The organism is Falsigemmobacter faecalis (genome assembly GCF_003863335.1).
GTDB classification, from domain to species: Bacteria; Pseudomonadota; Alphaproteobacteria; order Rhodobacterales; family Rhodobacteraceae; genus Wagnerdoeblera; species Wagnerdoeblera faecalis.
In genome coordinates this window covers 95,135-112,412 of the sequence record NZ_RRAZ01000017.1, presented here as the reverse complement: position 1 = coordinate 112,412, position 17,278 = coordinate 95,135, and the positions used below count along the sequence as shown (strand labels likewise).

The following is a 17,278-nucleotide window of genomic DNA, read 5'->3' as shown; positions in this document are numbered from 1 at the left end:
CGTCGGGTGGGCGCGCGGCAGCCCAATAACCCGACCTTTTTCATGTCCGCTCACGCCGGGCTGACGTGGCTGTGATCCCCCTAAGCCCTTCCTTCCCTTAGGTCAGCGGGGGATTTTCCTTGACGACTGCGCCTGCGGCAATGCCACATGGGTGCAGGGGCAGGCGGGAGGCCTGACCCGGTGCAGGACGCAGCCGCAGAGCGGCGCCTGCTCAGGGAGGACATCGATGGACGTGGTACAGCTCCTCGTAAGCGGGCTGGCCAATGGCTGTGTCTACGGCCTGGTCGCGCTTGGCTTCGTTTTGATCTATAAGGCCACCGAGGCGGTGAATTTCGCCCAGGGTGACCTGATGATGCTGGGGGCTTTCGTGACCCTGGGCCTCGTCAATCCGCAATATCTCGGGATGCCGTTCTGGCTGGCACTGCCGCTGGCGCTGCTGATTATGGCGCTGATCGGCTATCTGATCGATGCCACGATCCTGCGCGCGGTCTTTGGCGAAAGCCAGACCGCGATCATCATTCTGACCATCGCTCTGGGCTTTGTGATCCGCTTTGTGGTGGGGGTGATCTGGGGCCATGACCCGCAGTCGCTGCATTCGCCGCTGGCCGGAGGGGATCTGCGCTTTGGCGGGGTGGTCCTGAGCATCGCGGATCTGGCGGTCATTATCACCACGCTGCTGCTGACCTTCTTTCTCTTTCAGTTCTTTCAGCGCACCCGGATTGGCCTTGCGATGCAGGCGGCGAGCCAGAATCAGATGGCGGCCTATTACATGGGCATCCCCGTCAAGCGCGTTCAGGGGCTGGTCTGGGCGCTGGCCGGTGTGGTCGCGGCGGTTGCGGGTGTGCTTTACGCCTCCAAGGGCGCGATTGATCCCAATGCGGGGTTCATCGGCATCAAGGCTTTCGCGGCGGCGGTGATCGGCGGCTTCGGCTCGCTGCCGGGTGCGCTGTTCGGCGGCATTATCGTCGGTGTGATTGAGCCCTTTGCCGCCCGCTATCTGCCGCCCGGTTACAGCCAGATTGCGCCCTATGCCCTGCTGATCCTTGTTCTTGTCTTTCGTCCGCATGGCCTGTTCGCGCAGGTCCGCACCAAAAAGGTCTGAGCGATGCGGTTTCACTTCAAGACGAATTACGACACCGATATCGACCTCTTTCCCGATTGGTGGAAGCGGGGGCTGTATCTGGCGCTGTTGGTTTTTGCCATGGGGCTGCCCTTGCTGCTCGATGAGTTCTTCATCGGTGAGATGACCAATGTGCTGATCTGGAGTGTCTCGGGTCTGGGGCTGATGCTGCTGACCGGGCAGACGGGGCAAGTGAGCCTGGGGCATTCGGCTTTCATGGCGCTTGGCTGCTATGCCTGTGTGCTGATGATGGAAGCGGGGGTGCCCTTTATTGTCGCTTTCCTGCTGGCGGGAGTCATCACCGGGGTGATCGGCGGGCTGATCGCCATTCCGGCGCTGAAGCTGCATGGGGTCTATCTGGCGATTGCCACCCTGGCCCTGGCGATTCTGGCCGATGACCTGATCGTGCTGCTGGCGCCCTGGACGGGGGGCGTGAACGGGAAATATGCGCCGGAAATCAATATCTTAGGGCTGGTGATCGATCGGTGGTCTACGCCGGATTATTACTACTGGATGGTGCTGGTGGTGGTGCTGGGCGTGACCTGGGCCTACCGCAATATCCTGCGCTCGCCGCTGGGGCGCAGCTTTGCGGCGGTGCGCGACAGTGAAATCTCGGCCCAGGCCATGGGGGTTGATATCGCGCGCACCAAGACCATGGCTTTTGGGCTGTCCTGCGCGATTGCGGGTCTTGGTGGAGCGCTGATGGGGCTCTTTGCGGGGGCCTTCAACAATGAGACCTTCAACTTCCTGATCGCCATTCAGCTGGTGATGATGGTGGTGGTCGGTGGTCTTGGCTTTATTCACGGCGCCTTCCTTGGCGCGGTGGTGGTGGCCTTCCTGCCGCAGCTGTTGTCGATCCTGACCTCGTCTTTTGGGCGGGGGATGTCGGTTCCGGGGCTGGAGACCGGGGTCTTTGGCTTCCTGCTGATCCTCTTCATCCTGTTTGAGCCGATGGGGCTTTATGGACGCTGGCTGAAAATACGCACATGGGCAGAATTGTTTCCCTTTGCGCGTAAGGACATGTTCAAGCGCCAGAAATCCTATCTGAAAACGGAGCGTCTGCGGTGAGCCTTTTGGAATTAAAAGACGTCACCCTGAAATTCGGCGGGCTGACGGCGGTGAACGCGCTGAACCTCTCGGTCAAAGAGGGCGAGGTTTTCGCCCTGGTGGGGCCGAACGGTGCCGGCAAATCGACGGTCTTTAACCTGATTTCGCGGTTTTACACCCCGGCCTCCGGCTCGATCCGCTTTGACGGCCAGGACCTGCTGGCCCGTCCCTCCCATGCCGTTCCGGCCCTGGGTGTGGCGCGCACCTTTCAGAATATTGAGCTGTTTCACCAGGCGACGGTGCTTCAGAACCTGCTGGTGGGAAGGCACCGCCACCGCAGCACAAGTGCGCTGGAGAATATCTTCTTTACCCCCCGCGTCCGCGCCGAGGAGCGCGCGCATCGCGAGGCGGTGGAGGAGGTCATCGATTTCCTTGATCTGCAGCCCTACCGCGACCAGCGCATTGCGGGGCTGCCTTACGGCATCCGCAAGGTGGTGGAACTCGGGCGGGCGCTGGCCACCAAGCCGCGGCTTTTGCTGCTCGATGAGCCGGCATCCGGCCTCTCGGTTGAAGAGACGCAGAACATGCGCTGGTGGATTGACGATATTCGCCGCCAGATGGGGATCACCGTTGTGATGGTCGAGCATGACATGGGCCTTGTCGCGCGGGTCTGTGACCGGGTCGTGGCCCTCGATGGCGGCAAAAAGATCGCTGAGGGCACGCCCGCGCAGGTGCAGTCTGACCCGGCAGTGATCGCGGCCTATCTCGGGACCAGTGCGGTGTCGAAAACCGCCTCAGCCAGCGGAGAGCGTCAATGAGCACACCGCTGCTGGAAATCCGCAACCTTGAGACCTTTTACGGCCCGATCATGGCGCTGCGCGGTGTCTCGCTCAGCGTGGCGCGGGGCAGGGTGGTCACCGTTCTGGGGGCCAATGGGGCGGGCAAAACCACGCTTCTGAAGACCATTTCGGGCATTATGAATGCCGAAAAAGGCGAGATTTTGCTTGAGGGTGAGCGGGTCAGCGGGTTGGAACCCCACCGCGTGGTTGAGGCCGGTATCGTCCATGTTCCGGAAGGGCGTGAGGTCTTTCCGCTGCTGACGGTGGATGAGAACCTGACCCTCGGGGCCTACCGGCGCCGCGATAAGGCCGAGATCGCCCGCGACCGTGAGATGGTTTTCACCTATTTCCCGATCCTGGCCGAGCGCCGCGCCCAGGAGGCGGGCACGCTTTCGGGCGGGCAGCAGCAGATGCTGGCCATCGGGCGGGGGCTGATGCTGCGGCCGAAACTCATGCTGCTCGATGAGCCTTCGCTGGGGCTTTCGCCGCTGCTGACCCAGGAGATTTTCGCCATCCTGCGCCGTCTCAATAAAGATGAGGGCGTCACCATGATGCTGGTCGAGCAAAACGCCGCCGTGGCGCTGGATCTGGCCGATGATGGCTATGTGCTGGAGCTGGGGCGTATCGTGATGAACGGCTCAGCCGCGCGGCTGGCGGAATCCGAGGACATTCAGAGCTTCTATCTGGGCCATGCCAATGAAGGTGCCCGCGGTGAACGCCGCTGGAAGCGCCGCAAGACCTGGAGGTGAGCATGTCTCTGAATCAAACCCTGCCGAAAATGCGCAGCGTCAAAGGCATCTCGATCAATGAAGACAGCAGCCAGCGCCCGCTGATGGTGGACGGCTGCGCCACGCTCTCGACGCTGTTTCGCCAGCGCGCGCAGGAGGTCCCTGATGCGGTGGCGCATCGCGAAAAGCATTTAGGCATCTGGAAGGAATTCACCTGGGGGGAGTATTACACCCATGCCAGATGGATCGGTCTTGCCCTGCGCAGCCTTGGGATGCAGCGCGGCGATGTGGTGCAGATCCTGTCCGAAGACCGCAAAGAATGGCTCTATATCGATCAGGGCGTGCAATGTATGGGGGGCGTCTCCTCGGGGGTCTATACCACCGATTCGGCCAGCCAGCTGGGCTATATCCTGACCGACAGCCGCTGCCGTTTTCTGGTGGTCGAAAACGAAGAGCAGCTTGATAAATTCCTCGAAATCCCGGACGGCGCACCGGGCGTTGAAAAGGTCATCATTCTCGAAGACGAGGGGCTGCATGCCCTGACGGGGGATCGTTTTCTTTTCCTTGAGCAGCTTTATGAGCTGGGCCGCAGTTGTGAGGCAGCAAAGCCGGGGTTCTTTGAGGCGGAGATTGACCTCAACCGCGCTGAGGATGTGGCGCTGCTGATCTATACCTCAGGCACCACCGGTCCGCCCAAGGGCGCGATGCTGACCCATGAAAATATCATCCACGCCATCCACGGCGGGCTGTGCAATCTGGCGGTCAAGCCGGGGGCAGAGCAGCTGTGCTTCCTGCCGCTTTGTCATATCTTTGAGCGTGATAACTCGGCCTATTTCCCGCTGGCGGCGCGCTCCATCGTGAATTTTGCCGAGAGCACCGAGACGGTCTTTGACAATCTGCGCGAGGTCAGCCCGCAGACCTTCTCAGCCGTGCCGCGGGTCTGGGAGAAGATCTATTCCCGCGTGCTGATCCTGGCGCAGGAGGCGACCTGGACCGGGCGCAAAGCCTTTGAGCTGGCGATGAAGGCGGGGATGCTGCGCGCCGATCTGCAGGCGGCGGGCAAAGCGCCGAACCCGGCGCAGCGCCTGGCCATTGGCGCGGCAGATCTTCTGGTCTTTCGCAATCTGCGCCAGCTTCTGGGGCTTGACCGGCTGCAGCAGGGGATTTCAGGCGCGGCCCCGATCAGCCCCGCGCTGATCAAATGGTACCGCGCCATCGGCGTGCCGGTCTATGAGGGCTACGGCATGACGGAAAACGCCGCCAATTGCACCGTGAACCGCCCCGGGATGGAAAAGCATGGCTCAGTCGGCCAGGCGATGCCGGGGGTGGAGCTGCGGATTGCTGAAGACGGTGAAATCCAGACAAAGGCGCTGGCGAATTTCAAAGGCTATCTGAACCTGCCGGAGAAAACCGCCGAGACCTTTACCGCAGACGGCTGGCTCAGGACCGGGGATATCGGGCAGATTGATGCGCAGGGCTATCTCTCGGTCACCGGGCGCCTCAAGGACATCATCATCACGGCGGGCGGCAAGAACATCACCCCGGCTGAGATCGAAAGCCGGCTGAAGTTCAGCCATTACATCTCGGATGCGGTGATCATCGGCGACCGGCGCAAATATCTGACCGCGCTGGTTATGATCGATCAGGAGAATGTCGAGAAATACGCCCAGACCCATAAGGTCTTCTATTCCGACTTCGCCTCGCTGACCCGCACCGAAGAGGTGCAGGCGCTGATCCGCACCGAAGTTGATGCCGTGAACAAAGAATTCGCCCGTGTCGAGCAGATCAAGGATTTCCGCCTGATCGATGTTTTGCTGACGGCTGAAGACGACGAGTTGACCGCCACCATGAAGCTCAAGCGCAGCTTCGTGGAGAAGAAGCACAAGGGACTGATCGACGAGATGTATTGAATGGATGCGGAAGCCTCGGGAGGGCACCGCAGCAGGGAGGACGGAATGAAACGGACCATGAAGGCAGTAGCAACCGCCGTGCTGGCTCTGGGCCTGTCCCAGGCGGCCTATGCACAGACCCAGGGCGTGAGCGACAGTGAAGTCGTGATCGGCTCGGTCAATGATATGTCGGGGATCTTCGCCGCCATCGGCGTGCCCGCGATGAACGGCGCCTCTTTGCGCTTTGCGCAGGCCAATGCCGCGGGGGGCGTGCATGGCCGCCAGATCAAATTCATCGCTGAAGACATGGGCTATCAGCTGCCCCGCGCGACCCAGGCCTATAACAAGCTGGTCAACCGCGACAAAGTCTTCGCGATGATCCAGTCGCTGGGCACGCCGCATAACCTTGCGGGCTTTCAGGTGATGGACCCCAAGGGCGTCTTTAACATCAACCCGCTGACCGCGGCGCGGGAGATGTTGCCACATGACAACTTCAAGACCAAATTCACCGGCTTCTCCAGCTATTACGATCAGACCGTGGCGGGGCTGCGCTATCTCGCCAAAGAGACCGGGCTGAAAAAAGTCTGCACGATGTATCTGCCGACGGATTTCGGCACCGAGATCTCTTCGGCTACCAAAGAAAAGGCGGCAGAGCTGGGTCTGGAGTTTGTCTCTGAGACCACCCACAAACCCGATGAGCAGGATTTCGTGGGCGCGGTGCAAAAGCTGAAGGCCGATGGCTGTGAAATCGTCACCATGGCGCTGGGCGTGCGCGCAGGCATCACCGTGGTCGGCACCGCCAAACAGCTGGGCTGGACCGATGTGAAGTTCCTCGCGACCTCTGCGGGCTTCCTTGAGGCCGTGGCCGCCGTCCCCGGTGGCGTCACCGACGGGCTTTATGCTGCCGCAGGCTGGGTGGATCTGCAGCCGCGCAAAGCCGATCCGGTTCCGGCCGCTTTCATCAAGGCCTATGAAGAGAAATACGGCCAGCCCGCGACCGGCTTTGCGATGCTGGGCTATACCACCGCCGATCTGGTGGTGCGCGCTCTGGAAGCGGCGGGCAAAGACCTGAACCAGGAGACCTTCCTCGCGGGGATGGAATCGCTCGATTATCATGATGAGCTGACCGACATGCATATGAAATACACCGCCGACAATCATCAGGGCGCCAATGAGGTGACCATTTCGATCGTCCGTGACGGCATGTGGCATCTGATCGCGCGCGAAGCGCTCTGATCTTCGGGAAAGCACCTGCGCGGCAGCCCTTCGGGGCTGCCGTTTTATTTGCGCTTTCGCTCTTTACCAAAGCGCCGCTGCGGCTATGCATCGGAGGGGGCAGGTAAAAGAGGGCAGGCGATGCAGCGTTCCGGTGACCGGGTGATGACCGGGATTGTTCTGATGCTGGGCTTTTGCCTCTTTGCGCCGCTGATCGATGTCAGCTCGAAACTGGCCACGGCGACGGTCTCGGTGGGGATCATCACGCTTGGGCGTTATGTGGTGCAGGGCGCGCTGATGGCCCCGGTGCTGATGAGCGGGCGGTTTTCGCGGGTGCTGAGCCGTCGCGGTGCGCAGCTGGTGTTCTGGCGCTCGCTGGCCTCGGTCATCGCCACGCTGACCTTTGTGCGGGCGGTGGCGGTCATGCCGATCGCCGATGCCCTGGCCATCGCTTTTGTTGAGCCTTTCATCATTCTGCTGGCCGGATGGATGCTCTTTGCTGAGCGGGTCGGCCCGCGCCGGATCGCCGCCTGTGCGGTGGGTTTTGCGGGGGCGCTGCTGGTAATCCAGCCCTCGTTTTCGGAATTTGGTCTGGTGGCGCTGCTGCCCGTTGGCACGGCGATCAGCTTTGCGGCCTATATGATGATCACCCGCGCCGCCTCGCTGCATGTGGCCCCTGAGGCGATGCAGTTTCACACGGCCTGGATGTCAGCGCTGATCTGTCTGCCGCTGCTGGCGGCCGGGGCGCTGTGGCAGATCCCCGATCTCGCCCCGATGATGCCTGAGGGCATTGCCTGGGCCTGGGTTGCGGGCGTCGGCGTTGCGGCCACAGTCAGCCATATGATGATGACCTATGCCTTCCGCTTTGCGGCCTCATCGGTGCTTGCGCCGCTGCATTATCTGGAGATCGTCTCCGCCGCGACGCTGGCCTGGGCGGTCTTTGGCGATTTCCCCGATTTTCTGACCTGGTGCGGGATCGGGGTGATCGTGGCCTCAGGGCTTTACATCATTTTCCGCGAACATGTTCAGTCCCGAGCGCAGAAAGCGCGGCCCGCAGCTGCGCGCGCGGCAGAATGACCAGCATCCCTGGCTGATCAAAGCGCAGGCTGACCTCGGGGGCGGTCGCAATATTCGAGGTGCCGATGGCCCCCGCCGGGCTGAAGCTGATCCCCTCAATCGGCCAGCGCAGCCCCGCGGAGGTGCCGGTGACCGCCGCCATCGGAAACAGCGACACCCGGCAGCGCGGCGGCAGCGACAACCGGATCTCAGTTTGTGCAGGCGCTGCAAAAACCACATCTGAGGGCGACAGAATCAGCGCCCGCCGCCCGGGCCTTTGCACGAGGCAGTTGAAGACGGCGAGGGCGTGATCAACCCTGCCGCCCGAAAAGCCGAGGCAGAGGCAGAATGGGGCGGAAATGTGGCGCAGCGCCTTGTCGAAATCGGTGGAAGACTGCTCAGGGATGCGGTGCAACCGGTCGGCGAACCGCTGGCGTGCGGCACGGCTCAGACTGTCCAGATCACCGATCACCGCATGGGGTGTAATCCCAAGTTTTATTGCCCGATCAGCCCCTCCGTCCGCTGCAACCACAGTGGGAGCGAGGGCCAGAGCTTCGGTCATCAGGGCGGGCTGCACAGGGCCGCCGCCGATCAGGGTGATCCCATGGAGGGACTCGACAAGTTTCGTTTCCATGGGAAAACTCATCTCAATTAAGGCAAAGTTTGGCAAGTTCGGCCACGAACAATCCTTTTTCTCGCCCCGCCGCCTCCCAGGAGGCAGGCCATAACAGGGGGAGTTAAGGATTTCGTTCCGACGGAAGGCAGAATGTCATGGTGCAACAGAACCGTATTCTGACGGTTTCTTACGGAACCTTCTCCTGCACATTGGAGGGGTTTAACGACCCATTCGGCACGATGAAGGCGATTGCGGAGTATTTCCGCGATCTGGCGTCAGAAGACCGCTACTTTGGCGCAGAGCCGCCGCAGCCCGATGCAGCCATGCTGCACCGCATCGCCGAGCGCGAGATCCAGCGCCGTGTTGAGGCGCGGGTGACGGAGAACAGCGTCGTGCTGCGCGCCGAAGAAGATCCGTCCGAGGCTGAGCATGTTCAGCCGCGCATCACCATGCATACCGCTGAAGACGCGCAGCCGGAACTGCCGGCGCAGCGTCCTGCGCTGCGGGCGGTCGATGCGCCTGAAGCCGGCGGTGAAAGCGTGGCCGAGCGGCTGATGCGTCTTCGCGCCGCCTCTCAGGCCCGCGACGCCGATGCTGAGGTCGCAGAAGAAGCCGCATATGAGGCTGGGGCAGCTGAGGAAATCTCTGCCGGCCCGATTGAGGCTGAAATGCCCGATCTGACCGATCTGACGCTGGATCTGGCCCCGGAAAGCGATCTGGGCGAAGACCTTGTTGCGGCGGGCTCCCGCACCGCTGCCAGCCTGCTGGCAGAGGCTGAGGCGCTGCAGACCGAAGCGCCGTCCGATACGGTCGCCGCTGATCCGGCGGAAGCCGCAAAGGAAGAGGCCGCCGCTGACAGCCCCAATGGCTGGGAAGTCCGCCGCCGCAGCCGCCAGATGGAGCGCCGCCGCGCCCGCCGCGCCGCGCGTGAAGCTGAAAATGCCGCAGCTGCTGCGGATAGCGGGTTCAGCTTTGATGCGCTCGAAAGCAGCCTTGCAGGCTTTGAAGCAGAGGCCCGTGACGATCTGGCCCGTGACACTGTCGCACCTGTGCCCCCCGCCGCTGCGGCGGAGGCCTCCCCCGATGTCCAAAGCCTGATTGCGCGTATGACCGCGCAGGCAGCTGCTGAGACGCCGGTGCAGCCCGGCCCTCCGCGCCGTGTCATCCGCATCCTGCGCGAAGACGCTCCGGTGGCGACCAGCGACAGCGCAGAGACGGACAGCATGATCGCCTCGCTTCTGGGGGCGCTTGAGGAGACGAAAGAGGCCCCGGCGGCCTCTCTGCCGCGCCTGCATCTGCCTGAGGCGCCTGGCGTGGCAGAAGCCGTGGCCGAAGTGGCACCCGTTGCCGAGATCGCCGCAGAGGCCGCCGCAGAGGCTGAGACCGCGCTTCCGGCCCGCCCGCGCCGCCCTGAGCGCAGCGGTGCGGCCACCGCACGCCCCGCGCCGCTTCGTCCGCTGCGCGAGCGCCCCGATGCGCCGCCTGCGGCCGCCGTCGCACAGGTCTCGGTGGAGCGTCTGATCCGTCAGGTCGGCTCTGAAATGGAAGAGCCCGCCACCCGTCGCCGCACCTCGACCATCGCGCATCTGAAGGCGGCCGTTGCGGCCACCGTGGCAGAGCGGATGATCCCGGGCCTGCGCCGTGAACCGAAGGATGAGACGGTGGTCTACCGCAACGATCTGGCCGATGCGGTCAGCGCCGAAGAAGCAGGCCGTCCGGCAGCAGGGGGGCGTGTGGCGCCGCTGGTGCTGGTCTCGTCGCAGCGCGTTGAGCGGGCCCCCGCGGCCGTCGCGGCCCCCGCCCCCGCTCCCGCCGCTCCGATGCGCCCGCGCCGGGTCAGCTCGGCGGTTCTTGCCGAAGCCGTGGCCCCCGCGCCGCTGGCGGCCCGTGCTCCGGGTCTTTCGATTGATGCGGCAACCGAGCTTCTGGAGACTGCCGCTCAGTCGATCCTGGCCTCCGCAGAGGAGCCGGTCTTCACCCGCCCGCAACTGATGCGCGAGGCAGAGCTTGAAGCCCGCGGTTTCAGCAGGGATGAGGCGCTGATCGCCTTTGGCACCCTGCTGCGTGAAGGCCGCATCCTGCGCGCCAGCCGCGGGTTGTTCACCCTGGCCGAAGACGGCGCTGCCGCCTGAGACCAGGACCCGAGACATGAAAAAAGGCGCATCCCGCAGGATGCGCCTTTTTTCTTTACCGCAGGGTCAGTCGCGGCGGTCCGGATCGTCCTGACCCACGCCAAGAAAAACCTTTCTCAGCGGCAGGATCCACAGGATGCCCAGGGCCACATAGATCGCGAGTTCCGCCCAGATGGAGGGACGCTCGATCAGACCCACCAGGGTCACGGCCAGCACGATATAAACGGGCAGGCCGATCACCAGAACGAAAAGCGCCAGGCGCTTGCGATTGCGGTAGCTCAGCGCCATCAGTCAGCGAAGGGGTCGGTGACGAGGATGGTGTCGTCGCGCTCGGGCGAGGTCGAGAGCATGGCAACCGGGCATTGGATCAGCTCTTCCACGCGGCGGACGTATTTGATCGCCGCGGCCGGAAGGTCAGCCCAGGAGCGTGCGCCCTCGGTCGATTCGCTCCAGCCGTCCAGCTCTTCGTAGATCGGCTTGCAGCGCGCCTGCTGGTCTGCAGCGGTCGGCAGGAAGTCGATGCGCTTGCCATCGAGTTCATAAGCCACGCAGATTTTCAGCGTCTTGAAGCCGTCCAGCACGTCGAGCTTGGTCAGCGCGATGCCCGAGACACCCGAGGTGGCGCAGGTCTGACGGACGAGAACCGCATCGAACCAGCCGCAGCGGCGCTTACGGCCGGTCACGGTGCCAAACTCATGGCCGCGCTCGCCCAGACGCTGGCCGTCTTCGTCGTTCAGCTCGGCAGCGAAGGGGCCTTCACCGACGCGGGTGGTATAGGCCTTCACGATGCCCAGCACGAAGTCGATCGCGGTCGGCCCAAGGCCCACACCGGTCGCGGCCTGACCCGCAAGGGTGTTCGACGAGGTCACGAAGGGATAGGTGCCGAAATCAACGTCCAGCAGCGCGCCCTGTGCGCCCTCAAAGAGGATGCGCTTGCCGGCGCGGCGGGCGTCGGTCAGCACTTTCCAGACCGGCTGTGCATAGGGCAGCACGCTCGGCGCGATCTCTTTCAGAACCGCGATGAGTGCGGCACGGTCGATCGGCTCCAGGCCCAGACCACGGCGCAGCGCATCGTGGTGGGCCAGCAGGCGGTCAACGCGCAGCTCAACGGTGGCTTCATCGGCGAGATCCGCGACGCGGATCGCGCGACGGCCGACTTTGTCTTCATAAGCCGGGCCGATACCACGACCGGTGGTGCCGATTTTCGCCACACCCACAGCGCCTTCACGGGCGCGGTCCAGCTCGCCATGCAGCGGCAGGATCAGCGAGGTGTTCTCAGCGATCATCAGGTTCTCGGGCGAGATATCGACGCCCTGACCGCGCAGCTTTTCGATCTCGGTGACGAGGTGCCACGGATCCAGAACAACGCCGTTGCCGATCACCGACAGCTTGCCGCCGCGCACGATGCCCGAGGGCAGCAGCGAGAGCTTGTAGACATTGCCGTCGATTACCAGCGTGTGGCCTGCGTTATGACCACCCTGGAAGCGGGCGATGACATCCGCGCGCTCCGACAGCCAGTCGACGATCTTGCCTTTGCCTTCGTCGCCCCACTGGGCGCCCACGACAACAACATTGGCCATGAGGAATATCCTTGCCTCGAGAGAAAACCCCGGCCCCTATAACGAGAGGGCAGCAGAGTGGAAACCTGAAAATACCAAAAAACGCATGGTTCAGCATGCGTCATCAGGCAGCGGGTGAAACCGGCAGCCCGGGAAGTGCCGGTCGGAACCAGGCATGGGTTTCGCTTTCTTCTGGCCGATTGTGCGCCGGACGGCAAGACCGAAGGGCAGGCCCTGGCGCCCTTCTGCCGCATCGCGGAGAAAATGCCACGGGTTCGTGGGGGGGACTGATGTCCGGGCAGGGGCGGTTGAGCCCCCTTTGCGATGCAGCGTTCTGCCACGGGCGCGTCAGGACCTGAGCAGTCCGGGACGCAGGGCCGGGGACCATCGGGCGACCCGATCCTGAGAGGTTCCGGACAGGGAAGGCGGCGCTGCGGCCTGGTGCCGCCTTCCGCAGAGCCACCCGTCGCTCCAATCGGGTCACATCAGCCTCAGAGCCTCTCTGGCGATGCCCGTCAGGGCTGGCTTGCGCGGCACCGCTGGCAGAGCGATTTTGCCGCGCGCGCCTTTCCCTGCTGTGCATCTGCGGCCCGGATCACCGCCGGAGCTGCGGCGCTCAGGCAAGACCCGACAGCAATGACGCGAATAGCGCCGCGGTCATCAGAGCGGTGATCTCATTCAGTTTCGCGGGTCTTCGCCCGAAGCCTCTGCGAGGTTGAGGCACCGCGGGACGTTCAGGCGGCGCTGACGGGAAGGGCGCGGCTGTTGCCAAGGCCACTCTGTGGTGACGACAGCTTTGCGGATCACCGCTCCAGCGCGCCGCTGATTGCGAGGTCAGGCAGTTCTGCTGAACGTGTCGCGGCTGGTACGGGAGCGATCCTGCAGGGAAGATCGCATCGGGCTGCGACGATCTGCGCCGTGGCCGGGGCCCGGCTCTTTGGGGGCTGTCGGGTTCAGACCAACTGCCCGCCGGGTGATGAGGTGGCGAAGTTCAAGAGTGCGGCCCGCGAACGATTGCTTTGGTTCCCGTCCCTTGTCGCAAGAGGGAGTGTCGAGGGCCATGCCGCACCCCCTGATGTCATAGCCAGGTCCCCCGGGATCCGTGCCGCCCGTTCTGTCTGATCTGAGGGGGTGGGGCAGGGTAGCTTTGATATCCTTCCTCAAAGCGGGGAGCCGGGAGATCGCTGTCTGGCGGAGACGGGGCTGATTCTGCAAAGCTGCCGAGCCGGGCCTTTGTCCGGCCGGGGCGGAGACCGAAGGTCAGCGCAGGCCGGGACCCGGTCGTTTGTGACCGGAAAGGGAAGCACAGCCGATACGGGCCGGGGCTGATGCGCAGAATGCCCCCGCCAGCCTGAGGACAGCCGCGGGGTCCGTTCCGGCAGCGCAAACCCTCTGCGCAGGGGGCTTGCAGGCCTTTGGACTGCGCCGGGACGGGGTCTCCTTTGCGGGCAGGCGCCTTCTTACGCCGGAAGGCGCCGAAACGCCCTGCGCGCAGAAGCGCTGCCCGAAAGTAAAATCATTCCCCTGCGGCGAACTTCCCTTGCGCGGGTGCTTGCGCCGGAGATGTTCTGCGCCTAAACAGTCGCGTCAGCCGATCATAAGGTTCTGAGCATGGAAAATATCGTCCTCACCGTTCATCTGATCCTCGCGCTTGCGCTGGTGGGGGTTGTCCTGCTGCAGCGCTCGGAGGGCGGTGGCCTCGGAATCGGCGGGGGTGGCGGGGGCGTCGTCTCAGGCCGCGCAGCCGCGACCGCGATGAGCAAAGTCACCTGGGGCCTCGCGATCGCCTTTATCTGCACCTCGCTCGCGCTGACCGTTCTGGCGCGTCAGGATGCCGCCGGGTCCTCGGTTGTTGATACCGTTCCGGGTGCCGATGGTCAGATGACCGCGCCGGCCGCTCCGGGTTCGGATCTGCTGCCGCCGGGCATTGGCAGTCAGCCGCTGACGCCGCCGCGCGTCGACTGATCCCACTTTACTGAATTCGCTGCCTGCGCGCCCGGGTCACATGGGCGCGCATTGCATTTGGGGGATCGGGTCCATATGATCTGACTCCCGTGATCCTGCGATTCTGCTATTCGCTCGCCAACTCACGGAGGCCGCCTTGGCACGTTATATCTTCATTACCGGCGGCGTTGTTTCGTCCCTTGGTAAAGGGCTGGCTTCGGCAGCTCTTGGCGCTTTGCTTCAGGCCCGCGGCTATACCGTGCGTCTGCGCAAGCTTGACCCCTATCTGAACGTCGACCCCGGCACGATGTCGCCCTTTGAGCATGGCGAAGTTTTCGTGACCGATGACGGCGCGGAAACCGACCTCGACCTCGGCCACTATGAGCGCTTCACCGGCGTTTCTGCCCGCAAGACCGATTCGATCTCCTCGGGTCGCATCTATTCCAACGTGCTTGAGCGCGAGCGCCGTGGTGATTACCTGGGCAAGACCATTCAGGTCGTCCCCCATGTCACCAATGAAATCAAAGACTACCTTCGCATCGGCGAAGATGAGGTTGATTTCATGCTCTGCGAAATCGGCGGCACCGTTGGCGATATCGAAGGCCTGCCCTTCTTTGAAGCCATCCGCCAGTTCATCCATGAGCGTCCGCGCGGTGAATGCATCCTGATGCACCTGACGCTGCTGCCCTATCTGGCCGCATCGGGTGAGCTGAAGACCAAACCGACCCAGCACTCCGTGAAGGAACTGCAGTCGATCGGTCTGGCCCCGGATGTCCTCGTCTGCCGCTCGGAGCACCCGATCCCCGAGCGTGAGCGCGAGAAGATCGCTCTCTTCTGCAATGTGCGCAAAGAGCATGTGATCCCGGCCTATGACCTGAAGACCATCTATCAGGCACCCCTGGCCTATCACGCGGAAGGCCTTGATACGGCCGTGCTGAATGCCTTTGGCATTGAGCCTGCGCCGAAGCCCAATCTGGCCCGCTGGGAAGACGTCATGGACCGCATGGCGAACCCCGAAGGCGAAGTGCGCGTCGCTATCGTGGGCAAATACACCCAGCTGGAAGACGCCTATAAATCGATCGCGGAAGCCCTGACCCATGGTGGCATGGCCAACCGTGTGAAGGTGCGCGCTGAGTGGATCGACGCCGAGATCTTCGACAAAGAAGACCCGGCACCCTGGCTCGAAGGCTTCCATGCGATCCTCGTTCCGGGCGGCTTTGGTGAGCGCGGCACCGAGGGCAAGATCAAAGCGGCCCGCTTTGCCCGCGAAAAGAAGGTGCCTTACATGGGCATCTGTCTGGGGATGCAGATGGCGGTCATTGAAGCGGCACGCAACCTTGCCGGCATCGATGACGCAGGCTCGGAAGAGTTTGACCATGAAGCCGGTGAAAAGCGCTTCACCCCGGTGGTTTACCACCTGAAAGAATGGGTGCAGGGCAACCACAGGGTTGAGCGCAAGTCGACCGACGACAAGGGCGGCACCATGCGTCTGGGCGCTTACTCGGCGAAGCTGGTCCCCGGCAGCCACGTGGCCCGCATCTATGGCACCACTGAGATCGAAGAGCGTCACCGCCACCGCTATGAGGTTGATGCGCGCTACATGGAGCAGCTTGAGGGTTGCGGGCTGAAGTTCTCGGGCCTTTCGCCCGACGGCAAACTGCCCGAGATCGTCGAGGTTGAGGATCACCCGTGGTATATCGGCGTGCAGTTCCACCCGGAACTGAAGTCGAAACCCTTTGAGCCGCACCCGCTCTTTGCCGATTTCGTGCGCGCGGCGACCGAAAATTCCCGTCTGGTCTGAGCCCTCTCAGATCGGCGGCAGACAGCCCCGGCCCCAGTGGCCGGGGCTGTCTTTTATGGGCCTCACTGGCATCTGAACGGCCTCCTCCTTTCACGGAGGAATCCGGCAGCGGGCAGGGGGGGCTTAGGCCTGTATGAGGACAGGACGTCAGAGCCGCAGGGCACTCGTTGGGTACCTCTGCGACCACCCGGGCTCGGAGGATCCGTCAGCAGGCGGGAGACCGGAGGCGCGCGCAACGACATTGTCTCTGGGCCTGACGCCTGGCCCTCTTGTGAGCGCCCCTGTGAGCATCCGGGGCTCCTCTTTTGACTGAGTATCCCGCAGTTGCCAGCGGGATGCGGGGTAAAGTCGCAGGATTGCCGCCCTATTCCTTCCGTTTCGGAAGGAGTTTATCTCAATCATGACCGGTTTCGCATTAATCACAACAAAGGCATATTCACGGCAACGCAATTTCAGCCTCGGGCGTTGGTTCATGAGGCAGGGGAGACCGAGATGAGCAATCCGACCGGAACTAGCCTTCATATGGGGCGCGTGGCCCTGACCGTCCGTGATCTGGACAAGGTCGGCCGCTATTACGAAGAGGTCATCGGCCTGCATCCGATGGGCCGTGACGGTGAGACGGCACGCTATGGCTCGGGCTCAGAGGTTCTGCTCGAATTGCGGCAGGATCGCGCAGCACGTCAACGGGCAGCCAAAGAAGCCGGTCTCTTCCATACGGCCTTCCTTCTGCCCTCCCGGGCGGATCTTGGCGCCTGGGTGAAACAGGCCATCGCACAACAGGCCCCGGTGAGCGGCGTGGCAGATCACCTTGTCTCAGAAGCCATCTACCTCAACGATCCCGAAGGCAATGGCATTGAGATTTACATCGACCGGCCCCGGGATCAATGGTCCTGGAAGGGGGGCCTGGTGGAGATGTCGAGCGATCCTCTCGATGTCGAAGGCCTGGTGAAATCGGCGAAGTCCGGTAAATGGCAGGGCTTTCCAGAGGGCTCGGTCATTGGCCATGTGCATCTGCAGGTGGGCTCGGTCGCTGAGGCGGAGAAGTTCTACGTCGGCGAACTCGGTCTTGATGTGACCTGTCATTACCCCGGCGCGGTCTTTATGTCGGCGGATGGCTATCACCACCATATCGCGGCCAATGTCTGGAACAGCCGCAATGCCGCGCCGCGCGCCATGCCCTCAACGGGTCTGACGGATATGGAGCTGCGCGTCGATGCGGGCCGCGCTTTGCAGCTGCGCCGCGCCGCCGGCCTTGGTGCCGATGCCCCCCTGGGGTTTGAGCTGCGTGACCCCTGGAACACCCCCCTCACCATCCGCGCGATCTGAGACAGA

At 63.2% G+C, this 17,278-nt stretch carries 14 protein-coding genes; 11 read left to right on the top strand and 3 right to left on the bottom strand.

Going from position 1 to position 17,278, the window contains the following annotated elements; genetic code table 11:
- The first annotated feature begins 226 nt into the window (after positions 1-226).
- The 7 genes from EG244_RS12920 to EG244_RS12890 all read left to right on the top strand — a co-directional run bounded on the left by EG244_RS12920 (position 227) and on the right by EG244_RS12890 (position 7,915).
- Positions 227-1,102 carry a branched-chain amino acid ABC transporter permease gene (locus tag EG244_RS12920; protein WP_124965408.1) on the top strand — a complete coding sequence of 292 codons (876 nt, stop codon included), beginning with the start codon at positions 227-229 and terminating at the stop codon, positions 1,100-1,102.
- Positions 1,103-1,105: 3 nt separating this feature from the next.
- Positions 1,106-2,188 carry a branched-chain amino acid ABC transporter permease gene (locus tag EG244_RS12915; protein ID WP_124965407.1) on the top strand — a complete coding sequence of 361 codons (1,083 nt, stop codon included), beginning with the start codon at positions 1,106-1,108 and terminating at the stop codon, positions 2,186-2,188.
- Positions 2,185-2,985: an ABC transporter ATP-binding protein gene (locus EG244_RS12910; RefSeq protein ID WP_124965406.1), complete on the top strand. Its 801-nt coding sequence runs from the start codon at positions 2,185-2,187 to the stop codon at positions 2,983-2,985. Before EG244_RS12915 ends, EG244_RS12910 begins: the two co-directional genes overlap by 4 nt.
- The gene (locus EG244_RS12905; RefSeq protein WP_124965405.1) at positions 2,982-3,755 is read left to right on the top strand and encodes an ABC transporter ATP-binding protein; all 774 of its coding nucleotides are present in this window, start codon (positions 2,982-2,984) and stop codon (positions 3,753-3,755) included. Before EG244_RS12910 ends, EG244_RS12905 begins: the two co-directional genes overlap by 4 nt.
- A 2-nt stretch (positions 3,756-3,757) precedes the next feature.
- Complete coding sequence (locus tag EG244_RS12900; RefSeq protein WP_124965404.1) at positions 3,758-5,644, top strand: AMP-dependent synthetase/ligase; 1,887 nt, start codon at positions 3,758-3,760, stop codon at positions 5,642-5,644.
- A 45-nt stretch (positions 5,645-5,689) separates the two neighbouring features.
- Entirely contained in the window at positions 5,690-6,859 is a 1,170-nt protein-coding gene (locus tag EG244_RS12895; protein WP_124965403.1) for an ABC transporter substrate-binding protein, read from the top strand.
- 120 nt (positions 6,860-6,979) lie between these two features.
- Positions 6,980-7,915: a DMT family transporter gene (locus tag EG244_RS12890; RefSeq protein WP_124965402.1), complete on the top strand. Its 936-nt coding sequence runs from the start codon at positions 6,980-6,982 to the stop codon at positions 7,913-7,915.
- Here EG244_RS12890 and EG244_RS12885 read toward each other — a convergent pair.
- Positions 7,845-8,528, bottom strand: coding sequence for a thiamine diphosphokinase (locus EG244_RS12885; RefSeq protein WP_124965401.1), 684 nt, complete (start codon positions 8,526-8,528; stop codon positions 7,845-7,847). The genes EG244_RS12890 and EG244_RS12885 overlap by 71 nt on opposite strands.
- Positions 8,529-8,665: 137 nt before the next feature.
- On the opposite strand from EG244_RS12885, the gene EG244_RS12880 reads away from it, so the two are divergent.
- Positions 8,666-10,642 (top strand): hypothetical protein, encoded by a 1,977-nt coding sequence (locus tag EG244_RS12880; protein ID WP_124965400.1) that lies wholly within the window; start codon positions 8,666-8,668, stop codon positions 10,640-10,642.
- 66 nt (positions 10,643-10,708) lie between these two features.
- Here EG244_RS12880 and EG244_RS12875 read toward each other — a convergent pair whose 3' ends face one another.
- Positions 10,709-10,930, bottom strand: coding sequence for a DUF2842 domain-containing protein (locus tag EG244_RS12875; protein WP_124965399.1), 222 nt, complete (start codon positions 10,928-10,930; stop codon positions 10,709-10,711).
- Positions 10,930-12,222, bottom strand: coding sequence for an adenylosuccinate synthase (locus EG244_RS12870; RefSeq protein ID WP_124965398.1), 1,293 nt, complete (start codon positions 12,220-12,222; stop codon positions 10,930-10,932). The genes EG244_RS12875 and EG244_RS12870 overlap by 1 nt, the downstream gene beginning before the upstream one ends.
- A 1,590-nt stretch (positions 12,223-13,812) precedes the next feature.
- On the opposite strand from EG244_RS12870, the gene secG reads away from it, so the two are divergent.
- The 3 genes from secG to EG244_RS12855 all read left to right on the top strand — a co-directional run bounded on the left by secG (position 13,813) and on the right by EG244_RS12855 (position 17,272).
- Positions 13,813-14,166, top strand: a complete 354-nt coding sequence (gene secG / locus EG244_RS12865) for a preprotein translocase subunit SecG (protein WP_124965397.1) — start codon at positions 13,813-13,815, stop codon at positions 14,164-14,166.
- A gap of 136 nt (positions 14,167-14,302) precedes the next feature.
- Positions 14,303-15,946, top strand: a complete 1,644-nt coding sequence (locus tag EG244_RS12860; RefSeq protein WP_124965396.1) for a CTP synthase — start codon at positions 14,303-14,305, stop codon at positions 15,944-15,946.
- Between the two features lie 492 nt (positions 15,947-16,438).
- Positions 16,439-17,272, top strand: a complete 834-nt coding sequence (locus EG244_RS12855) for a VOC family protein (RefSeq protein ID WP_124965395.1) — start codon at positions 16,439-16,441, stop codon at positions 17,270-17,272.
- Positions 17,273-17,278: the final 6 nt, after the last annotated feature.